The sequence below is a fragment of the Salipaludibacillus keqinensis genome, from assembly GCF_003226325.1.
Taxonomy (GTDB): domain Bacteria; phylum Bacillota; class Bacilli; order Bacillales; family Salisediminibacteriaceae; genus Salipaludibacillus; species Salipaludibacillus keqinensis.
In genome coordinates this window covers 132445-152463 of sequence record NZ_PDOD01000001.1, presented here as the reverse complement: position 1 = coordinate 152463, position 20019 = coordinate 132445, and the positions used below count along the sequence as shown (strand labels likewise).

23 protein-coding genes are annotated in these 20019 nt (G+C 36.5%); 10 read left to right on the top strand and 13 right to left on the bottom strand.

Annotated features, from left to right (window positions below; translation table 11 throughout):
- The first annotated feature begins 117 nt into the window (after positions 1–117).
- Positions 118–720 (top strand): HTH-type transcriptional regulator Hpr, encoded by a 603-nt coding sequence (locus CR194_RS00800; RefSeq protein ID WP_110607748.1) that lies wholly within the window; start codon positions 118–120, stop codon positions 718–720.
- 355 nt (positions 721–1075) lie between these two features.
- Positions 1076–1627, top strand: a complete 552-nt coding sequence (locus CR194_RS00795; RefSeq protein ID WP_110607747.1) for a DUF3267 domain-containing protein — start codon at positions 1076–1078, stop codon at positions 1625–1627.
- 51 nt (positions 1628–1678) lie between these two features.
- Here CR194_RS00795 and CR194_RS00790 read toward each other — a convergent pair whose 3' ends face one another.
- On the bottom strand, positions 1679–2266 hold the full coding sequence (locus CR194_RS00790) for a YpmS family protein (RefSeq protein ID WP_110607746.1): 588 nt from the start codon (positions 2264–2266) through the stop codon (positions 1679–1681).
- Positions 2267–2828: 562 nt separating this feature from the next.
- Here CR194_RS00790 and CR194_RS20455 point away from each other — a divergent pair.
- Positions 2829–3008 carry a hypothetical protein gene (locus CR194_RS20455; protein ID WP_110608927.1) on the top strand — a complete coding sequence of 60 codons (180 nt, stop codon included), beginning with the start codon at positions 2829–2831 and terminating at the stop codon, positions 3006–3008.
- 208 nt (positions 3009–3216) lie between these two features.
- On the opposite strand, the gene CR194_RS00780 is transcribed toward CR194_RS20455, so the two are convergent.
- Positions 3217–3303 carry a YjcZ family sporulation protein gene (locus CR194_RS00780; protein ID WP_110607745.1) on the bottom strand — a complete coding sequence of 29 codons (87 nt, stop codon included), beginning with the start codon at positions 3301–3303 and terminating at the stop codon, positions 3217–3219.
- 200 nt (positions 3304–3503) lie between these two features.
- On the opposite strand from CR194_RS00780, the gene CR194_RS00775 reads away from it, so the two are divergent.
- Both CR194_RS00775 and CR194_RS00770 read left to right on the top strand, forming a co-directional pair.
- A complete protein-coding gene (locus CR194_RS00775; RefSeq protein WP_110607744.1) occupies positions 3504–4415 on the top strand; it encodes a peptidylprolyl isomerase in 912 nt (303 codons plus the stop codon).
- A gap of 273 nt (positions 4416–4688) precedes the next feature.
- The gene (locus tag CR194_RS00770) at positions 4689–4787 is read left to right on the top strand and encodes a type II secretion system protein (RefSeq protein WP_110607743.1); all 99 of its coding nucleotides are present in this window, start codon (positions 4689–4691) and stop codon (positions 4785–4787) included.
- A gap of 3 nt (positions 4788–4790) precedes the next feature.
- Here CR194_RS00770 and CR194_RS00765 read toward each other — a convergent pair whose 3' ends face one another.
- Positions 4791–5030: a sporulation YhaL family protein gene (locus CR194_RS00765; protein WP_110607742.1), complete on the bottom strand. Its 240-nt coding sequence runs from the start codon at positions 5028–5030 to the stop codon at positions 4791–4793.
- Between the two features lie 126 nt (positions 5031–5156).
- Between CR194_RS00765 and CR194_RS00760 the strand changes: the two genes are divergently transcribed.
- Entirely contained in the window at positions 5157–5471 is a 315-nt protein-coding gene (locus CR194_RS00760; RefSeq protein WP_110607741.1) for a hypothetical protein, read from the top strand.
- A 153-nt stretch (positions 5472–5624) separates the two neighbouring features.
- On the opposite strand, the gene yhaM is transcribed toward CR194_RS00760, so the two are convergent.
- The 6 genes from yhaM to CR194_RS00730 form a co-directional block, all read right to left on the bottom strand.
- A complete protein-coding gene (yhaM, locus tag CR194_RS00755; RefSeq protein ID WP_110607740.1) occupies positions 5625–6584 on the bottom strand; it encodes a 3'-5' exoribonuclease YhaM in 960 nt (319 codons plus the stop codon).
- Between the two features lie 88 nt (positions 6585–6672).
- Complete coding sequence (locus CR194_RS00750) at positions 6673–8055, bottom strand: sensor histidine kinase (RefSeq protein ID WP_110607739.1); 1383 nt, start codon at positions 8053–8055, stop codon at positions 6673–6675.
- Entirely contained in the window at positions 8052–8723 is a 672-nt protein-coding gene (locus CR194_RS00745) for a response regulator transcription factor (protein ID WP_110607738.1), read from the bottom strand. The genes CR194_RS00750 and CR194_RS00745 overlap by 4 nt, the downstream gene beginning before the upstream one ends.
- A 231-nt stretch (positions 8724–8954) precedes the next feature.
- Positions 8955–11960, bottom strand: a complete 3006-nt coding sequence (locus tag CR194_RS00740; protein ID WP_110607737.1) for an ATP-binding protein — start codon at positions 11958–11960, stop codon at positions 8955–8957.
- Positions 11957–13192, bottom strand: a complete 1236-nt coding sequence (locus CR194_RS00735; protein WP_158282127.1) for a metallophosphoesterase family protein — start codon at positions 13190–13192, stop codon at positions 11957–11959. The genes CR194_RS00740 and CR194_RS00735 overlap by 4 nt, the downstream gene beginning before the upstream one ends.
- A gap of 111 nt (positions 13193–13303) precedes the next feature.
- The gene (locus CR194_RS00730; RefSeq protein WP_110607735.1) at positions 13304–13681 is read right to left on the bottom strand and encodes a hypothetical protein; all 378 of its coding nucleotides are present in this window, start codon (positions 13679–13681) and stop codon (positions 13304–13306) included.
- A gap of 141 nt (positions 13682–13822) precedes the next feature.
- Here CR194_RS00730 and CR194_RS00725 point away from each other — a divergent pair, with 141 nt between their 5' ends.
- Complete coding sequence (locus CR194_RS00725) at positions 13823–14008, top strand: YhzD family protein (RefSeq protein WP_110607734.1); 186 nt, start codon at positions 13823–13825, stop codon at positions 14006–14008.
- 88 nt (positions 14009–14096) lie between these two features.
- Here CR194_RS00725 and CR194_RS00720 read toward each other — a convergent pair whose 3' ends face one another.
- The 4 genes from CR194_RS00720 to CR194_RS00705 form a co-directional block, all read right to left on the bottom strand.
- Positions 14097–14522 carry a PaaI family thioesterase gene (locus CR194_RS00720; protein WP_110607733.1) on the bottom strand — a complete coding sequence of 142 codons (426 nt, stop codon included), beginning with the start codon at positions 14520–14522 and terminating at the stop codon, positions 14097–14099.
- Between the two features lie 236 nt (positions 14523–14758).
- On the bottom strand, positions 14759–15613 hold the full coding sequence (locus CR194_RS00715) for a Cof-type HAD-IIB family hydrolase (protein ID WP_110607732.1): 855 nt from the start codon (positions 15611–15613) through the stop codon (positions 14759–14761).
- Positions 15614–15726: 113 nt separating this feature from the next.
- Positions 15727–16086 (bottom strand): YlbF family regulator, encoded by a 360-nt coding sequence (locus tag CR194_RS00710; protein ID WP_110607731.1) that lies wholly within the window; start codon positions 16084–16086, stop codon positions 15727–15729.
- Positions 16087–16220: 134 nt separating this feature from the next.
- Positions 16221–17336, bottom strand: a complete 1116-nt coding sequence (locus CR194_RS00705; protein ID WP_158282126.1) for a DUF445 domain-containing protein — start codon at positions 17334–17336, stop codon at positions 16221–16223.
- Positions 17337–17599: 263 nt separating this feature from the next.
- Here CR194_RS00705 and CR194_RS00700 point away from each other — a divergent pair, with 263 nt between their 5' ends.
- From CR194_RS00700 to CR194_RS00690, 3 genes are all read left to right on the top strand, one after another.
- The gene (locus CR194_RS00700; protein ID WP_110607729.1) at positions 17600–17818 is read left to right on the top strand and encodes a DUF5342 family protein; all 219 of its coding nucleotides are present in this window, start codon (positions 17600–17602) and stop codon (positions 17816–17818) included.
- A gap of 41 nt (positions 17819–17859) precedes the next feature.
- Positions 17860–18753, top strand: a complete 894-nt coding sequence (locus tag CR194_RS00695; RefSeq protein WP_110607728.1) for a PucR family transcriptional regulator — start codon at positions 17860–17862, stop codon at positions 18751–18753.
- Positions 18754–18909: 156 nt separating this feature from the next.
- Entirely contained in the window at positions 18910–20001 is a 1092-nt protein-coding gene (locus CR194_RS00690) for an ABC transporter ATP-binding protein (RefSeq protein WP_110607727.1), read from the top strand.
- Positions 20002–20019: the final 18 nt, after the last annotated feature.

The window sequence follows — 20019 nt, the reverse complement described above, 5'->3', positions numbered from 1 at the left end:
TAAAATAATGAATTTTCTAAAAAATCAATTTCGAGTCTCTATGGCATCTGTTCAAAAAACGAATGACTTCGTTTCTAGAACATAACCTTTCTACTAAAATATGAATGGAGGGAAAATATGAATCAACAGCCTATACAGTCTTTGAAACAATCCATCATGTTTAGTCATAAAATTGCTCAATTAAGCAAAGCATTATGGAAATCGATTGAAAAAGATTGGCAAACGTGGATTAAACCTTTTGATTTAAATATTAATGAACATCACATTCTTTGGATTGCTTATCACTTAGAAGGGGCATCCATCTCTGATATTGCTAAATTTGGCGTAATGCACGTCTCAACCGCTTTCAACTTTTCTAAAAAACTAGAAGAACGAGAATTATTAACTTTTTCGAAACGTCAAACGGATAAACGGAATACGTATGTGTATTTGACTCCTAAAGGAGAGAAACTTCTCCTTGAAACATTCGAATGTTATAACCCAAACACATATGGTGTCTATAGTGGGTCTCTTCCGATTAAAGATTTATACGGGAAATTTCCTGAATTCTCTGAGTTAATTAGCATTGTTAAGCATGTGTACGGTCCTGATTTTATATCTATATTTGAGACATCATTGTCTAAATTCGAAGAGGACTTTACTGAAGAAGACGGAAAGCTTATTCCAGTTTCAAAAAACAAGGAAGCAACAAGCACGAATATAGACAAACAAGAAATATAAAATTAATTCTATAAACCAGTTCATGTTCATTCTGAACTGGTTTATTTTTTTACGTTCAATTGTCTGTTCATTTAACTATCGTTTGAACAATTCACTTATTATTTGGACATCGACGCCTATAAAAGTTCAAAAAAGAAAAAGTGGCTATAAATCGAGTAATTAAGAGATATATCGAGATATTTGATTCTAAGATCTTTTCAATCCCGCAGTAAAAAAAATTTTATATTTTTTTTGCTCAAAACCATTGATTTATTCGCCGATTCATCGTAAGTTACTATAGTGCTTGATTGATTGAAGTTCTTAGAAAAAAATTAACTATCATCATAGAAGCAACAACTCAAGGAGGTGGAAGCAGATGAACTGCTTAAAAACGATTTCAGTAGAAAGTCAATTTGGAAAAGTGCGTCTTTGGTTTTTATCGTCTATCATCATGATCGGATATTTCTTAGTATTCTTCATGGTTTTCAGAACCTTTTTGCCTAAAGCACCACTTGTAGATTTTGGGGCAGGGTTTCTGCTTCTATCTTTAGCGATGGTTCTACCTATACATTTAATGTTACACTGCTTACCCATTTGGCTCGTCGGAAAAAAAGCGACGTTCGGTATCAGAAAAAAACAATGGCCATATTTTTATTACTCAACGAAACAGCCTTTATCAAAACATTTAAGTTTATTATCTACTAGTTCTCCTGCTTTCTTATTAACTGGCGTTTCAGTGGTGACAGCATTAATGCTGCCACAATTCGTCCATTATATTGCGATGATGTCAGCTCTAAATGTAGGAATCTGCGTATATGACTTTATGAACTTCAAACAAATAAAAACAGCTCCGAAAGAGTGTTTAATTGAAGAAAATCGTGATGGATTTTATGTCCTTTATCCTGCATTGAAAAAAGAACCCTTTTAGAGGGTTCTTTTTTGTAGATAATCTTATTTCTAAATAGTGTCATTACCTATTTTAGTCGAGAAATGTGATCTGAAATTCAATGTCGTCATTTTCTAAGTCAAATGATTGAACTCTTACATCGATGTCCTCAGAAACGCCTTCTCTAACATTAACATAAAATTTTCTATCTTCTGCTAAGACATAAATCCATTCTGGTAAATCAACATTAGCAGCGATCATTTGAAATACACGTTCTGATGGTAAATTGATATTCGATACTTGGAAATATTCCTCTTCTAGCTCTATATTACCTTCTTCTGTTACATGAGGAGTTAGCTTCATTTCTAATGGTACTTCAAATCCAAATGCTGATAATCTCGTTTCTAAATAAACTGCGTCGTCAATATACATATCATACATATCTGATTCTTCCTCTTCTTCCAATTCTTGCTGCAACCACAAGTTCAGATCTTCTCGACTAGTTGAAATGGAAAAAGAAGGTCTTTCTTGTTCTCCTGTTTCCCTAATGGAAAAATCCTCATTTTGCGGTTCTGGAAATGTCTGATAAAACCAAATGAATCCTGACATGATCACAATCCCTATTACAGCTAATAATATGAAAAATGCAACTTTCCATTTGTTCACTTCTCTATTGGCCATAGCAACCCCCTACATGTTTCTTGTATCTTTCTATAAATAAAAATTCTTCGTTTGTTAATTATTCTTTTTAAGAGGAAGATGAACGCTCCCTTTCGGCAATTGCCCAGTAGTCTTGCCCTCTGAAAGAGAATATGTTCAGAGATCATCATCAACCTTTTGATACAATGAATCTCACCATTAAATATCATTCTACTAAATCTTAAGATTACTGTATATCACATTCTCACCCAACATCGTGCGGGGTGTCCATCCTGAAGATAAAAACGTGTTATACTAATAGCAAGCGACGACGAATGATCATCTTTTTTAGCAGTTGAGCTTCGAGCAAACGATGTGATAGAGACTCCTTTTCATTTTTTAATCCAGTAATCAAAGTCGTTCATTTCACGCAGAGAGAAATCTTTGTTACAATATAAGGAGTATTATTGGCAACCGAAATTAAAAACTTGCAAGTATATCTGTTTTATTCATGTTCCCTTCTTCTAATTCTTAAAAACTTTGATCTCACCTTATCTTTGATAAAGTTAAGATAAGAGTCTACCTTACTGGAGGTTACTAGATGTTGTATTTACCTTTTTTGCTTTTTGCAACACTCTACTTGTTTATAATTAATTCTATGACCAATTCATTATGTATACAGAAAGAAATCCCTGAAGAGCGACAAGCGAAGGTTTTTCGCACCATTAATGTACTGATTACCATTCTCATTACGTCATCTTTCTTCAGAATCTTTTTAACTTGATTTTCAATCAGAACTTCTTATCTGTCATTTAAATGAAAAAACTAAGAACAAGCAGGTTATTCTGCTTGTTCTTTTTAATGGATTTATTCTGGCTCTCAAATGTCTATCTTACACCTCTTTATCTTTCTACAGACTTATAAGTGACACGGAAGGATCCCTTAGATCATCAATTGCCGTGAGCTGGTACCTCAGTCCTACTTAAAGACCCTTAGTATCCCCAAGATGCACCGATGATCACTAATAAAATAAATAACACTACGAGTAAAGCAAAACCAGATTGGTATGAGTGAGACATGTTTACATTCCTCCTTGTTTTAACGTTCATTACATCTTATTAGAATGAAAAAGAATTGTATGGACGTTTGTCACGGTTCCGGTAATTGAACTAAGCCCAAAATCACTTTGTCATAATTGATTCCAAACATTCCATGATTATGCTATAGTAATACGAAGTTATAAACACTATTAGGAAACGAATATGCGGGAGTGGAAAAATTGAAAAAACTTATACTCATCTTATCTTTAACAAGTTCAGTTGCATTAACAGCATGCACAAACGACTCTGAAGCAAATAATAATCAAAATGAAAATGAGCTTCAAAATAATGATAATAATCATTCTGAAAATGTGATTGTAGAAACAAGTGTTGGAGATATTACTGAAGAAGAATTTATTCAAACCCTCAAAGATCAATATGGGGAACAAGTACTTATAGAACTTGTACAAAATAAAGTTATTGTTGCAGAAGCAGAAGAAATAGGAATTGAAGAAACAGAAATACAAGAAGAAATCGAATTTTTGATGGAGAATCTCGGCGTTTCAAATGAAGAACAATTCTATGAATTAATGCAAAGACAAGGAATTTCAGGCGAAGAAGATTTACGTGAACGAGTTATTAATCACCTCGTTATGCAGCACCGTATTGGCCAGGTAGGCGAAGTGACTGAAACGGAACTTTTAGAAGAATACGAAATGGGAGAGGAAGTTGAAGCGAGACACATTCTTGTAAGTGATGAAGACACTGCTCTTGAAGTACTTAACCAGCTTAACGAAGGTGAGGAGTTTTCAGAACTTGCTAAAGAATATTCTAGTGATCCTGGTTCTAAAGATGACGGAGGTGAACTAGGTACTTTCAGGAGAGGAACGATGGCACCGCCATTTGAGGAAGCGGCATTTAGCTTGGAAATTGGTGAGCTAAGTGATCCTGTCCACAGTCAATTTGGATACCATATTATCGAAGTTACAGACCGCACTCATTTTGAAGATGATTTTGAAGAAGTCATGGAACAGTTACGATCAGCTTATAATGACCGAAAAATTTCTAAAATGAACTCAGAACAAGAAAAAATGATGAATAATATAGATATTAATGTACTTGACGAAGATTTTAGTCACCTATTTGAATAAGCAGGATACAATGAAGAGGGTGCCCCAAAAGTAAAAACCTTTTGGGGCACCTTCTAATGTAGCAATTTTATTTCCTCTGGATTCCTCTCATTTTCGTCCTGATCTGTCGGGTCTTGCTAAGTAGCTGCTACGCATCTCAACCGCAAGAACCGTCCCCCTGATCTCACCCCCTGATCTCATTTCCATGTTCGCCTATGAACGGATACACTCTTTTGAACATAACTTAAATACGGGACGTCTTCCCAACATCGACAATAGAAAGGGTGAAATATCATGTCAGGTTATACACCGTCTTCTAATTGCAACGGATTTACTCTCATCGTTGTGTTGTTTATTCTATTAATTATTGTAGGTTCCGCTTACGTTTGTTAATGTCTACCGAAAGATTTTGGCTCCCAAAGAAATTGACTTTGGCGAGCCATTTTCTTGTTGTTTATCTTTAATCCAGTGTATGGCTGTAAAGAAACCACTAGCCACTATGCCTATCATAACAAGATATACCCACCATGGGTGGCTGTGTACATATTCACTAATACTCGTTAAAGAGAGTAGCCTTATCACAAAAGCTAAAAAAACAGCTCCTATTAATGTTAGCACGACAGTTACAGCATTCATTCACTCACTCCTCGTTATAATTCATTTACTAGTAATATATGAAAAAGCTATTAAAATATGATAGATGTTTGAAATGGGTGATAGAGGGAAAAGAAGTATCAAATTACTAAAATTGGTGGTGCTTTCATGAAAGATTTACGTTTAAACGAAATGACGTACGGTGAATTCCAACAAAAACTTGTTCAACATGTTATGGAGAGACTAGATAAAAACACAGCAACTTCTTCGCTTGTATATTTTCCCATTGTTCACGAGAGAGTAGAGACATTTTTACTAGCTCATTGGCAGTCAGCATGGCAAGACTGCGAGTCACTTACTTTTAACGAATGGCTTACTTCAAGTTGCAACGAAGTATTTGAAAGTGAAGTGGTTATGGATTTATTAATTTTGAGTAGAGATGGAGGAATAACTGAATCCGAAGAGCAAATCAAACCAGTATAATAATGATAAGCAAAATGTTTCAGGAGTTGGATGGACTCGATGAAAATAAAGGGCACTTCTAATACGAACTATGGCCACAAATAAACAAACACATCTCCATGTGAATGTTTATTTGTGGCTTTAGCTATGCATCAAAAGCACCCTACGATGAATTTATAAATCTATCGGCTTTTCATGAAACGTCGGTTTGTAAAAAGATCGATTATCCATTGCAAAGACACGTTCTGAAAATTCTCCTGGAAGAACACGGTCCAATGTACGATCCAACATATTCATTTTTGCATCAATATTATCTATCATATGTAACATCTCCGCTTCTCTAATTAACGGTGGCTTTGGACTACCCCACTCTCCTTTGGAATGGTGTGAAAGAACAAGATGTTGCAAAACTAACACTTCTTCACCTTCAATCCCCAGTTCATTAGCCGCTTCTTCAATTTCATTTACCATGATGGTAATATGTCCAAGAAGCTTCCCCTCAATCGTATACTGCGTAGCCATAGGCCCTGAAAGTTCTTTCACTTTCGCCATGTCATGTAAAATGACACCAGCATACAAGAGATCTTTATCTAGGGTAGGATACAACGAAGAAATGTTTTTAGCTAATTGCAACATAGAAACCACATGATAAAGGAGGCCAGAAACAAATTCATGATGGTTTTTCGTCGCAGCAGGTGAAACAGAAAAAGCTTTTTGATGTTTTTTAAATAAATGTCTAGTAATTCGTTGTATTTTAGCATTCTGCATATCGAAAATGTATTGAGTTACTTCTTCTAACATTTCATCTTTATTTCTTGGAGCGGACGGCAAGAAGTCATCCGGTTTCACTTGATCCATACTTGAAGTAGGACGGATTGCTTTGATCTTAAGTTGCCTCATGCCTCGAAAGTCTTGGACTTCTCCTTGAATATGAGAAACCGTGCCACTTAAAAAAGTTGCTTCATCTTCAGGAGAGATTCCCCAAAGCTTTGCTTCTATTTCTCCCGTTTTATCAGAAAGATGCAATGTTAGGAATGGTTTTCCATTGCTTGCTATTCCTCTTTTGGCATTTTTAATTAGCAAATACGTGTCCACGCCTTCTCCAATTTGATGATGGTGTATCCCTTTCTTCATACAATTTATACCTCCCCAAGCTTTTCTGGTTATTATTATATCATAATCTTACCTTTTGAAAGTGAATAGGAGAACAGCTCGAACTCCCTTATAGAGAAGATTTCGAGCTGTTCTTTGCTTGTTTATTCACTTTAGGGATCATCATTGTAAAGGTAACACCCGTCTCCGTATTTTTCACTTTCGGATAGCCTCCGTGAAGCTCACAAATTCTTTTTACAATGGCTAAGCCCAAACCAAACTGACCCTTGTTCCCTTTTCTAAACGGAATAAATAAATGATCCAGTTCATCTTCAGGTATATTTTCGCCATCATTCTTAACATGCAGGCAAACGTAGTCCCCCTCTATCTCTTCTGCTTCCATATCAATCGTGTGGATAGCGTATCTTAAAGCATTTTCCACTAAATTCTCTAAAAGGACACTCATTTGTTCTTTATCACCATAGAACATCGTTTGATCTCCTTTAACAGAGATCTTCACATCGTCTCTAGCTAAACGGAATCGTTCTTCAACGTGGTAAGCAATGGAACCAAAAGGAAAATCAACCATATCCATCGGTGTCTCTTTGAGTGAATCAAGTTTCGTATAATAGAGCATGTCTTTTACTCTTTTTTCCATCCGATTAGATTCTTCAATAATGACATCCATCGTTTGCTCCATATTATCTTTTGGAAGGATTCCATCTTTCACTGATTGAGCATAGCTTTTCACGACCATAATCGGTGTTTTCAGCTCATGAGAAGCATGTTGAATAAACGTTTTTTGAGCCGAATCAAATTTAATAAGGTTTTGCCTCATCGATTCAAATTGGTTTGAAAGCTTCTCGAAGTCCTCATCGCCTTCCCAATGGAATGGTTCTTGCCAGTTCCGCTCAGCAATTTGCTCAAAGTGGTTACCTAAACTTGTCAAAGGTTGTTTCAAGTAATGCTTTAACCAAAAAGCCGGGACTAAACTCATTAAACTGGCAAACAGCATGATGTAACTTAATCTCCCCCAAAGTCTGTTAACCATTTGGTCACGATAAGTATCCCACATATATGAAATATGATAAGCTTCTCCCCCCGTCGTATATACCTTATACACAACATAAAACAAAGTAGCCTCATTGTATGTTAACTCGTAACGTCCTCGACGGGTCATTTGCTCTTGCGCTCTGTCCCCCATCTCTCTTAATACTTCACTGGGAACAGGGTCACCTTCAATCGTCCCGAACTGGTTCATTAAAAACACATTTCCTACGGAACGCTCAGCTTCACGTCTTTCAATAAAATCAAGTTCAGAATGTGGCGGAATTAAATACTCTCCGTAGGGATTGGTATGACGATTTTGTTCCTGTTCTATAATTCGGTAAGTTTCTTCCGTAAGAGTCCCTTTAAGCGATATGGGATAGATTACCCCAATTAAAAGAGCCACCATTAACAGGATTGATATAAACGAGAACCAGATTCGTTGCGTTAAATTCAGTCGAATCATGAAGAGAGAATCCTGTACCCGTAACCATATAAAGTTTCTACATGAATACGTGATAATTTCTTCCTCACCCTTCGCACCACATCATCAACCGCTCGTTCAGAACCAAAATAGTCACTGCCCCATACATATTCAATAATGGTTTCTCGGGAAAGGGCCTTCCCTAAGTTTGAGGCTAAGAGAATAATTAAGTCCATTTCTTTTGTCGTTAATTCGATTGGCGTATTTTCATCTTGAACCGTTCTTGATTTTGGATCAATAATATAACCGTTTAATTCGATCGTTTCTTCATCCTGTACTTCTGGTGGATAAACACGGTTTAACAGCTTCTTCGCACGAATTAGCAATTCCTCCGGTAAAAACGGCTTCGCTAAATAATCATCACTACCCAATTCAAGTCCTAACACACGATCTAAGTCTTTGTCCCGTGCAGAAATAAATATAACAGGCGTATCAGCTTCACTTTTAATTGATTTCAACAATTGATAGCCGTCCATTCCTGGCAGCATTATATCAAGAATCCATAAATGAGGCGGCTCTTGAATGTTTTCATGAGCATCTTTTCCATCAGTGAAATGCTTTACTTTCCAACCCTCTTTTTCCATATAGGCCTTGATGACTTGTCCTAAATTTTCTTCATCTTCAACTAAGTACACTTGAAATTCACTCATGGTCATCATCCTTTGTTTAACCTTATTATTTGTAATTATCGTGTTTTATCTGAGGTATTCCCTAACTATGTTGTTAGTAAAAGTATACTTGAACAAGAGCCCTTCATTCAAAGATGTTAGTTTGTACCTCTTTAACAATCAAAGTTTATCAAATTTAGTTTAATACAAAATCATTAAAATTTGAAATACAACAACACTTTTACATAAATTTAAGAAAAGACAAGACCGCTCCTATGGAGTGATTACATGAGTGATGACTCCTAGTTTTGTTCGATCCACTTCATCTTTTATATGATCATGACACGTGAAGAAGAGGATTTGTCTTTTTCTCGATACTTCATGTAAATAGTCAAGCACCGCTCCTCTTCTTTGTTTATCCATATTTACCAATGTTTCATCCATAAATAATGGAAAGTTCCATTTAGTAGAATCTTCAATAGCTAAGGAGAGGCGAATGGATAAATAGAGCAGTTCACAGGTCCCTCTGCTTAATTTATTAGGCTCAAACCGTTGTCCATCATTTCTTTCGACTAAAAATCGTTCTTCTCCAAGAGGAGCAAACAAGTAAGGATATTTAGCTTCAGTTAATTTAGAAAATATCTCTTGTGCTTTCTTCATCACTTTTGGTTGTCGCTCTTTTTCGTAGATCGCTTTTACTTTCTGGATCATATATTCACTTGTTTTAAATACAGCCCATTGTTTCACCAAGTTATTCAATTTTTCTTTCCGCGTCATAAACCGTTGGAGCTGTTCTTCATAGGTTCCTTCTTCTTCAAGCTGCTTTAGCTCTAATTTCTCGTGAGAAAGGCTGGTCAAAAGCTCATTTTTTTGTTGCTCTATCTGATTGAGCCTTTCGTTTAATTGATCCTGTTCCAATTCTTCATCCATTTCACGGGAGAAGATTTCTTGAATCATTTTGTCTCGTTCCATCTTATCTGGAATAATAGCCATCATTTGAAGATCCCATTCCCGCAAACGCCCAGTCATTCTTTGTTGCTCAGCAAATTGCTCAGCTTTACTTCGAAAAGTCTCTTCATGCTCAACTTCAGCATACGCAAGAAGTTCTTGTTTCTGTCTTTTGATTTGTTTAAGCTCTTGTTCTGTTTGCAACAGTACATCCTCACTTAAAGCCACCTGATCATTCAAACGACGTTTTTCCTCTTCCATTTCCATTTTTGACTTCATAAGCTGCTTTAATGCTCTCACCTGTTCTTCAACAGTCGCCTCAATCGGAACATTTACTTGGCACTTAGTTGATAAGGAATAAACACTGTTTTCGTATTCGGTCATCTTTTTCTGTAATGCACTTCGTTTTTCAATAATAGTAAGGCACTCTCGATTTATTTGCTTCCATTCTTTAATTGACGATAAAAATCGCCCATAAAACATCACTTCTTTATCAGAAGGTAATGAAGCTTCTTCCGTCCATGCAGCCATGTGATCATGAAATGACGTCCATTCTTTTAGTAATTGATTCCTATCTTCTTCCCATTGTGCCATTTGCTGCCGAATAGAAGTGATTTTTTGAGTTTTCACGTCTACTTGTATTTTTCTTTCCTGATTTTGTCTTAATATTTGTTCCAATTGAACTACATTTACGGTACCAGCTTCCTCCATGCTAAACTCTCTTATTCGATCTTTTTTTTCTTTATCTTCTGCCTCCAACTTTTCTGTTTCTCGTTTGTGATCTACCCTAGTTTTTCTTATGAAAAAAAGAAGAATAACACTGGAAATAAAAAGAAATATTAGAAGAGCATAATCAGAAACTAAGATCTGGTAAACAGCAAGCATAGCAATCACGAGCATGAAACTATATAAACCGTTCATTTTAGATTTTATACTAGACTCTAATCGTTCCTTGTCTTTTTTTATCCAAGCCTGTTGTTCAATCAGCATCTCTTTTTCTTTTTTTATGATTTTTTCATTTCCATGGTGCAAAAGGCTCTGTTCATACTCTCGTTCATCTTCCGCAGACAAGAGATGTTCTTTCTCATATTCAAGTTGTTGTTCTATCACTGTTTTTTCTCGATTGTACCGATTTTTCTCTTCAGTTAAGCTCTCTTCTTGTCTGCAGAGTAGCTGCCACTTTTCTTTTAACTGTTCATATTTATCAATAATAAAACCATGAATATTTGCTTTATGAAACTCATTCTTCGTATATGGAACCCATTCTTCTTCAATAAATTTTTGCTGTTTTACGAGTTCACCCTCTTTGAAGGAAAGTTGAATCTCTTCATCCTGCCAATTTTTATATAAAGGTAACTGTTCAACTGTCATATTGAGATTCATTGCTGTTTGTTCATCCAAGAATTCGGTCACCAAAAGTTCTAACTCATTATACTTTTCTTGAATCTTTTCTTTCTCGTGTAATCTTTTAGCTCCTTTTTCTGCTAATAATTCATTTAGTTGGTCTAATCGGTCCACACCGTTCAATGGAAAGCGTTCTATATTTTCTTGAGAATCTATCTGTTGCTTTAAAGCATTCCAATCATTAGCAACTTTTGATAAAGACATTCGCTTATCCAGTTTTCGTAGCTGTTGTTGAATCTTTTTTTGCTCGTGATTCATATGTACCAATGTCTGTTCTATTTCTCTTACAGACGCTTGAATCTCCCCATAATTGTTTAACTGATCTTCCCATTTTTGCAAACTTTGCTTTAATTCATTTAATTGATTAGCCAAGTCATTAATTTCTGTCTTTTTTCCTCTCGGTTTAAATAATCGGTCACTCATTTGCTCAATACTTTTTTCTAGTGAAGCCAATTTACTGGCTCCGGTCATACCGGCGTCGTATAAATACCGATTCAATTCTTTAGGTGTCATCCCTTTCATCTCTTGAAGGCCATCTAAGTCAAAATGGAAGATCCCCTTGAATGTGTTTACATCCAATCCCTTCAATAGGGTGTGGAGATCTTGTTCATCTCCTGTCCGACCATCTGGGTAATGAATGGTAACATGTCCTTTTTGTCTTCTACCACCAACTCGTTGAATAGATAAATTCTCATAAGGATAAAGATCGATGATTAAGGTACCTCCATACTTGTTTGAGTCTCTAGGTAAATATTGATTTTCCCTCTTGGAAGGGAAACCAAAGAAGATGGCATGTATAAAGGCCATTAACGTCGATTTCCCTGATTCATTATGTCCAACAAAGAGAGATAATGGCTCTTCACTTAAATCCCAAGACTGATCTATCCATTTCCCAAATCCATATATTTGTATCTTTTTCAGCTTCAACCTTCATCTCTCCCTTCATCTAGTAAAGACGTGAGAATCATACCTTCCGCCGATTCTATTACTTGTTTCCACTCCTCTTCGTCCATCTCATTTATATACTTACGGATTTTCCTGTGTTCAAACAAAGGTGATACCACTTCTTTTAACATTCCATCAGCTTCCAGTTCATCACGCAGTCGCACCACATCCCCTAAGAGGTGGTCTTGGATCCTCCAAGCATCTCTGTCTAGTTCGGGTTGAGTATGGATCTCCATGCGATCAATCCAAAGATGTTCGCCACCTATGTCTTCTTCCATTAAATGGAATAATTCATCCAATACTTTTTTATCGGCAAGTTTTTCATGAAGAATACCTTGTCCTTTTATTGTTAACATCACGATCCAGTTATAACTCGGGCTCATCATTTCTATTTGCTCGTGATATTCGTCAAGAAGTTCATCGATTGTATGTAATTCAGAAATTGATATGCTCACCTGCTCCCAGCGAACTGGTGCTGTTTCGATAAATTGTAAGCGAACTTCAGAATGGGTTAATTCTACGAAATAAGCTCCTTTACCCCCAGTTTCTTTCCGGTGGCAGCCTTGTATGTTGCCAGGATAAACAATAGGAGGGTTTTCTTTTAACAGTTGTCGTTTATGGATATGACCTAATGCCCAATAATCAAACTCCTTTTCTTCGAGTGAGGACAGGGTAAAAGGTGCATAAGGGTCATGTCCTACTTGTCCTTTCTCTTGGCCATGAAGAAGAGCGATATGAAAAGCCAATTCATCTTTTACTTTATGATAAGCGGGTACTGGATTTTCTGTATAGGCTGACTGAGGATAACTAAATCCATAAAGAATTACTTTCTCTCCTTGCAAGGTTTTTAGTTCTTTATGAGTAACTTCAGTCGGAAAAATATGAACATTTTCAGGCATGTCAATCAGGTCATGTCCACCTACTTCTGGATCGTGGTTGCCATGAATAATAAACAAAGGTATATGATGGTTTAATAATTTTTCTGCTTGCTTTTTTACAAACCATTGTGCTCTAACAGAGCGTTTCTTCTGATCATACACGTCACCGCTTATGACCACGAAGTCTACGTTTCTAGAAATGGCTTCTTGGATAATTGCTTCGAAGGATCGATAAGAAGACTGCACAGCTTGGTGAATAAAAGCTTCACTCATGTCTGCTGATGTTTGAAAAGTACGGCCTAAATGTAAATCTGCGCAATGAATAAATCGAATCATGTTCATTCCCCTTTCTATTAAAATTATACCACACAAGCGAATAGACGTTCGTAGAATGACGAAATCGTAACAAAAAAAACGACCCATACCGCTGGGTCGATGTCGTTCTATTTAAAAGTAAGGTAAAGTAGACAAGGCAACTAACGCTGCTAGTGGTAACACTAGCCGTTGGAAACGCCGAGGCCGGTAGTACGGATATGGTGGATATAGCGGATATGGTGGATAGTATGAATAAGGTTGATAGCCATAATAAGGATTGAACTGCCTCTGCTCAAATTCATTATTATATCCATAGCCAAAGCCTCCATTCGTAGATGTTGGCATCATGGTTTCCTGCATCATATGCCCGCCTAAAGGTACTGCAAATGAAACATTCTCATCATCCACGCTCTCAAGAATCGCATCAAATTGCTGTTGATCTTTCGTAGTGACAAGAACATACCTATGCATATGTTCCTCGCAATGTTTTTTCATTTCTTGTTTGTTCATCTTATCTCCTCCCTTTCTGCCCAGTCTATTCAAACGTATGCCTACTTGTTCGTGAAACATTAAATTAAGACTATACGTTTTTAAGCGAGTAAGAAGGGAATAGGATAACTAGTACAAATTTCTATAAAGGTGGCGATTTTCATGGCGAAATATTATTTAACAGCATTCAGTAAAGCTGGAGAGAACCTTTTAAACGAAGTGATCGAAGCAGGGGATGATAAAGAAGCTTCTGAAAAAGGAGTGGAGAGATTGCAAGCTGAAAATCTAATGGATTACCCTAGTCGGGTCACTAAATCTTCGGGAGGACTTGTCCACTTCCATCCGTAACTAACAACTTTCAATAAAGGATTCATCGACCAAAAAGAGGTTTCTTCAACGGCTTTTAGTTGAAGGAACCTTTTTCTGTATCGTTTATTTAAATCGTGTAAAACGTTCCCGTAACTTTACTTAAGAGTTGATTCTGTTCATCATGAATCATACACTCTACGAATTGGACTTGTTTCCCTTTTTTAATGAAATAAGCTTTTGCTTTAAGTTCTCCTGTCTTTGCTGTCTTGATAAATTGCGTCTTCAATTCCAAAGACACTGAAGGACGTTCACCAAAAGCCGCGCACAAATGCCCCATTGCTGTATCAGCCATATATGTAATGATTCCTCCATGTATAAACCCGACAGGATTATACATCACTTCAGATATTGGAGCGCTCAACTCAACTATTTCTTCTTCTTCAAGGTAATCGAAAGAAAAATCCATTAAAGAATATAAAAATAGTTGAGGTGTTCCATCTTTATGGTCCTTTAAAGCTTGTTCAAAACGTTTCGTTAATTTTTGTTCGTCCATCTGATCCTCTCCTTCCACTACTGTACTCTTATTATAACTGCTCTTTCGTATATTAGCACAATTGTCTTACGAGCTTATTAAACAGAAGTCGCGCTGTTGTTTTTTATGAGATTTATTTGATGTGAAGAGTGAAATCAATCTCATTATCCTAATTAATAATTGAATTTTAGCTGATACACGAATTAGGACACTACTAATAAAAGTAAGCTGTCTGCTTAAAAGCAGACAGCTTACTTTTATACTTGCTCCACCTCAATACGAAGCTGTTTTCTAAAGCCTTCTTTTATCATATAAGCAACCCCGCTTTGATCATTGGAACGTGTCACCCAGTCGGCTATTTTTTTCACTGAGGCAGGTGCATGCCCCATAGCAACTCCTAATCCCGCAAATGCGATCATATCTTGATCACGTTCATCTGCTCCGATCGCAACACATTCTTCAGCCTTTATTCCTAATCGGTCAGCCAAACTCTGAAGAGCAATCGCTTTGGAAGTACTTTCATGAGTGATATGAATTTCTCCGTCGATACTAGAAAATAGTCTTACACCTGTCAAAGCTTCCTGAAGTTCTTCCAAAGCATCCGTTTGCTCACGTTTATTCCAAAATTGAACTCGAATATTCAATACGCTTAGTGGTTGATCAATCAAGCGATTGCTAACAGATTCTACATAATGCGTTGGATAAAACAGCGGATCTGTCATTTGCAAATTCACCCTTGAAATCAACTGGCTTTTTTGTTTAGTTTTATTGGCTATGACGTATTTTTCGTGGAAGAGTCGAAAGTGACAATGATAATTCTCAAGAATATCTACCACTTGATAAACCTTTTCTGCATTCAATCTCCTTTCAAAAACGGGAGAACTAACATCTTCAGCCAAAAACGTTCCATCGTGGGTGATTAAAAATGGTGAAGAAAGCTTCAATGATTTAGCTACTTTTCTTGCTGAAAAAAATGACCTTCCAGTTGCTAAAGTAATGTAAACACCTTTATCCTTTACATAATCAATGGCTTCTTTTGTCTCCTTTGTTAACCGATGATTCGATTTTAAAAGGGTTCCATCGATGTCTAAGGCGAGTAAGCGATATGCCATAGTTGTTCCTCCCCCTCAATTACAATGATTGATACTATATATGAGTAAGGACAAAGTATTAGAACAAAAAAGGGCCAGGAACCAACAGGCTCCTGACCATTTCTAATCCTATATTAACCTTCTTGTTGTTGGTCAACTCCGTAGAGTTCTTCAAGAGGCTCAGTGATAATTTTATTTAATTCGCCAACTAATTGGCTCATGCGTTGCTCTTCTTCCATAAGCTTTGAAATCACTTCGTGCTGTTGAACAAGTTCAAATTGCTTCTGTGCATTTTGAATTTCTTCTTCAGTGATTTGTTCACCTTGCATTTGCTTTTGTTGAAGTTCCATTTGCACTTGGCGGAAATTGTCCAGCATGCGCTTTGCTACTTCATCTCCATTTACTTCGTTGTGAAGATCACGTAACTTCGTGAATTCTTCACTTTCTTTTACTTCTTTTGCTAGTTCGTGTGCCTTATCGTATGGGTTTGCCATTACAATTGTCCTCCTTCAATTTTATACGTACGTTTGAGTCAAGTAATCAGTTTTACAAATCTAAATTCGCACGTATGTGGACTCTTAAACGACTATAACATGAATTAAATATGAATTCATCCCGTACAGACTTATTAAATGAAAAAAAGTATCACAATACCTTGAAAAAAGCCTACGAGAGCTCCTATCAACGCTCCTAAAAAAGCAATCATCTTTAATTCTCTCTTAGCAATCATCAATAACATGTACTCCAAACGAGCGAGAGGAAATTGGTTCACTTCCGCAACGACGATTTCACGAATACCAATCTTTCGTATCATAGATTTTATATAACGCGACAAAATCGTTGATGCGGATGCCATGATTGATGGTAAAATCGTTTCTTGTATCACCTTTTCATATTTTATACTCCACGCTCGCATAGGTTGCCCCCATTCGCCTACAAACGGAGCTTGACCTACTATTGCCATCGTCAGTTTGTGCACTTTCTCTTCCATCCATTGGTCTTCTATAAATTGCGAAGGCGATTTCTCAACTACCGCTTCCCATTCGTTGATCAATAATTTGGTTAAAAGTTGTTTCGTATGACGCTCATTTAAAAATCGAATGATTTCTCTGGAAATTGTTGAAGATAATGAGAAACGGTTAGCCATTCTGCCAAACATACTTGTCACGCTACCTTTTGATTGAAAGAAGCGTGCGACCATCTCATCCATTTGCCTTTTTCCGTCTTCAGACTGAAGATAATCTTCTGCCTTTTTTAAAATGTTGTTAGAAACATCCGGAATTTTCGTTTTTATTTGCTCTTGTAACGTGAGAGGCATCCATTCCTTTAATGGACGGACTTTATAATCTGCAAACACCGACATTAATTTCGCTTCTATCCCTTTTTCAACCGAGGCTCTTAGCTGAACCATTCGATCTTTTTTCTCTAAATGATGATCTAACCATTCATCTAACGTACGTTCATCTTGTAAGAGATCATGAACAGCTAAAGATAGTCGCTCTTCTATTTCTTTTAGTAACACACCATCATTAAGTTTTTCCTGGATCCCTTCAGGTGTAACTAAATGATCTTCCACTGTTTTACCTAAACTTTCTGCTATTTCTCCTCTTCTTTTTGGAATCAATCCAGGTGTAAATGGGAGACGGAAAGATCCTATCATTATAGGCTGATAAGGTCTGAAAAGCATACGAATGGCGATCACATTCGTTCCGCCACCAATAATAGCTCCGATTATCATAAGCATGAAAAGTATCATTAGTTCATTTAACATGTCATACCCTCTCTTTTTACAACTGTTGTTCATTATCATTTAGAAGTAACTATCTTGTTTCATTTTATGGTGTATCATATTTCCCATTCCCAAATTAAATCATAATCAATCCTTGCTTTTCAAATCAATGACTAGCGTGTTTATTTCTCCCTACTGAACTTTTCTTTTAACTATATCTCCTTCATGGTACGATAAAAATATTCCTACAATTACGATACCCCTTAGGAGGATAAACGATGATTACTCATTTTCAATTAAAAGAAATTAAAAACAATATGATCAATCAAGAGTGGGAATTTTCATTCTATTACCAGCGGTCATTATTTCGGGGAAAGTACTATAAAGATGGTCAAATTAACTGGCTCTCTCCACCTTCTATCGAAGAAAAAGATAAAGACTTTTTAGCTTCTTGTGTTCATGACTTAATGCTGTATCACGTATATGAAGACCATTAGACCGTGGTTCAACTATTATTTTCAGAAAGGAAGTACCACCCATGTATGATCGATTACAACGGTATTATGCCCACGCAATTTCAGATAATCATTTACACGATGCTAACCGTTTATCGTTGCATCTCTCAGAGAATCGTGAGTTAATTCTTGATAAAACAAAGCTCACTGAGGAGGAAATTGTCTTACTGAAAACCTTGTTTGATGGGAAAGAAATTCAGTTGGTACCAGAAGACAGTCAAGACCGACTTATTTATGAATGGCTGATCGATGAGAAACAAATCGATATTGGTGAAATAGAGAAAATTATCTCAACACCTGTCCGGTTCATTCATCTACATATTAATGGAGAATTACCTGAAAGAGAAGAGTTTGCTGAAGCAGTGCAAGGACTTTTTCCATCAGCAAAGACTCTTCTATGGAAAACCATTAAAGAGGCTGTAATCATACAACAGATTAATTCTGAGTTCGATGAAGATCTTTCGGTGCAGTCAATTATTGATACGATTACGGCTGACTTTTTTGTTAAAGTATCGTTATATATTGGTTCACCTATTCTAGCCTGCGCTGATATTTTCGAAAGGTATGAATGGGAAACCACTTTATTTTCAAATGTCATTAAAAGTTTTCCGAGAAAGTCTTTCTTTATCGAACAAGATATTACCAATTATTTTTTGTTGCACAATTTACCACCGTCCAGTTTGCAAATGATGAATAAAATGATTAAGCCTGTAATGAATGACAAGACGTTGTTAGAATCAGTGAAAACGTATTTGGAGTGCAATATGAATGCTTCGCTAGCTGCCAAAAAATTGTACATGCATCGAAACACCTTACAATACAGAGTAGATAAATTCATTGAGAAGACTTCGATTGATATCAAACAGTTCCCTAATGCTGTTGCAGTTTACCTGATGCTCGTCTCATTTGAGTCATAATTCATGCATATCTCGTCCACCATTGAAATCGTTTGCACATTGCACAAAAACGGTTTCTTTTTTTTGTGCACTTCGTCAATAGATTTGAAAGCCCTTTCAATATACACTGTAATCAGTGCTTAACTAATAAGTTAAATGACTCAGGAGGTTTTTTTCATGGCAGATATTAAGTTTGAAAATCTTTACAAAATTTATGACGGTGATGTACAAGCAGTAACAGACTTCAACCTTGACATTGAAGACAAAGAATTTATCGTATTCGTTGGTCCGTCTGGTTGCGGGAAATCAACGACACTTCGAATGGTAGCAGGTCTTGAAGATATTTCTAAAGGGTCTTTATATATCGGAGAAAACAAAGTAAATGATGTAGCGCCAAAAGATCGTGACATCGCAATGGTATTCCAAAACTATGCTCTTTATCCTCATATGAACGTTTATGAGAACATGGCCTTTGGATTAAAACTTCGCAAATTCAAAAAGGAAGATATTGACAAGCGTGTTCGAGATGCAGCCCGAATTTTAGGCTTAACTGAAATGCTTGATCGTAAACCAAAAGCTATGTCTGGTGGTCAACGTCAACGTGTGGCACTAGGCCGAGCAATTGTGCGTAATCCAAAAGTATTCTTAATGGATGAGCCATTATCTAACTTGGATGCAAAGCTTCGTGTAGCCATGCGTGCTGAAATTATTAAACTTCACCATCGTTTACAAACAACGACTATTTACGTAACGCATGACCAAACAGAAGCGATGACAATGGCATCACGAATTGTTGTTATGAAAGACGGATTCATTCAGCAAGTTGGCGCGCCAAAAGACATTTATGATTTCCCTGAGAACGTATTCGTGGGTGGATTTATCGGATCTCCAGCGATGAACTTCTTAAATGGAACGTTAAAAGATGGCAATTTCTACTTAGGCGAATTCCCAGTGAAAGTTCCTCAAGGAAAAATGAAAATGCTTGAAAAATATAACAATAAAGAACTTATTTTAGGTATTCGTCCAGAAGATATTCATGATGAACCCGTATTCTTAGATGCATCTGAGAATTCTAAGTTTGAAGCCACAATCGACGTAGCTGAACTTATGGGTGCAGAATCTTACCTTTACTCTAAAGTAGAGGATCAAGATTTCATTGCTCGTGTAGATTCACGTACAGACGTAACGAGCGGCAATAAATTAGAATTAGCTTTTGACATGAACAAATGCCACTTCTTCGATCCAGAAGATGAGCAGCGTATTCGTTAATTAAGATTTAACTCTGTG

Excerpts from the sequence above, each read along its gene's own strand:
- CR194_RS00800 (WP_110607748.1), top strand. The coding sequence starts at position 118 with ATGAATCAACAGCCTATACAGTCTTTGAAACAATCCATCATGTTTAGT.
- CR194_RS00795 (WP_110607747.1), top strand. The coding sequence starts at position 1,076 with ATGAACTGCTTAAAAACGATTTCAGTAGAAAGTCAATTTGGAAAAGTG.
- CR194_RS00790 (WP_110607746.1), bottom strand. The coding sequence starts at position 2,266 with ATGGCCAATAGAGAAGTGAACAAATGGAAAGTTGCATTTTTCATATTA.
- CR194_RS00780 (WP_110607745.1), bottom strand. The coding sequence starts at position 3,303 with ATGTCTCACTCATACCAATCTGGTTTTGCTTTACTCGTAGTGTTATTT.
- CR194_RS00770 (WP_110607743.1), top strand. The coding sequence starts at position 4,689 with ATGTCAGGTTATACACCGTCTTCTAATTGCAACGGATTTACTCTCATC.
- CR194_RS00765 (WP_110607742.1), bottom strand. The coding sequence starts at position 5,030 with ATGAATGCTGTAACTGTCGTGCTAACATTAATAGGAGCTGTTTTTTTA.
- CR194_RS00760 (WP_110607741.1), top strand. The coding sequence starts at position 5,157 with ATGAAAGATTTACGTTTAAACGAAATGACGTACGGTGAATTCCAACAA.
- yhaM (WP_110607740.1), bottom strand. The coding sequence starts at position 6,584 with ATGAAGAAAGGGATACACCATCATCAAATTGGAGAAGGCGTGGACACG.
- CR194_RS00750 (WP_110607739.1), bottom strand. The coding sequence starts at position 8,055 with ATGATTCGACTGAATTTAACGCAACGAATCTGGTTCTCGTTTATATCA.
- CR194_RS00745 (WP_110607738.1), bottom strand. The coding sequence starts at position 8,723 with ATGAGTGAATTTCAAGTGTACTTAGTTGAAGATGAAGAAAATTTAGGA.
- CR194_RS00735 (WP_158282127.1), bottom strand. The coding sequence starts at position 13,192 with ATGATTCGATTTATTCATTGCGCAGATTTACATTTAGGCCGTACTTTT.
- CR194_RS00730 (WP_110607735.1), bottom strand. The coding sequence starts at position 13,681 with ATGAACAAACAAGAAATGAAAAAACATTGCGAGGAACATATGCATAGG.
- CR194_RS00725 (WP_110607734.1), top strand. The coding sequence starts at position 13,823 with ATGGCGAAATATTATTTAACAGCATTCAGTAAAGCTGGAGAGAACCTT.
- CR194_RS00720 (WP_110607733.1), bottom strand. The coding sequence starts at position 14,522 with ATGGACGAACAAAAATTAACGAAACGTTTTGAACAAGCTTTAAAGGAC.
- CR194_RS00715 (WP_110607732.1), bottom strand. The coding sequence starts at position 15,613 with ATGGCATATCGCTTACTCGCCTTAGACATCGATGGAACCCTTTTAAAA.
- CR194_RS00710 (WP_110607731.1), bottom strand. The coding sequence starts at position 16,086 with ATGGCAAACCCATACGATAAGGCACACGAACTAGCAAAAGAAGTAAAA.
- CR194_RS00705 (WP_158282126.1), bottom strand. The coding sequence starts at position 17,336 with ATGCTTATGATAATCGGAGCTATTATTGGTGGCGGAACGAATGTGATC.
- CR194_RS00700 (WP_110607729.1), top strand. The coding sequence starts at position 17,600 with ATGATTACTCATTTTCAATTAAAAGAAATTAAAAACAATATGATCAAT.
- CR194_RS00695 (WP_110607728.1), top strand. The coding sequence starts at position 17,860 with ATGTATGATCGATTACAACGGTATTATGCCCACGCAATTTCAGATAAT.
- CR194_RS00690 (WP_110607727.1), top strand. The coding sequence starts at position 18,910 with ATGGCAGATATTAAGTTTGAAAATCTTTACAAAATTTATGACGGTGAT.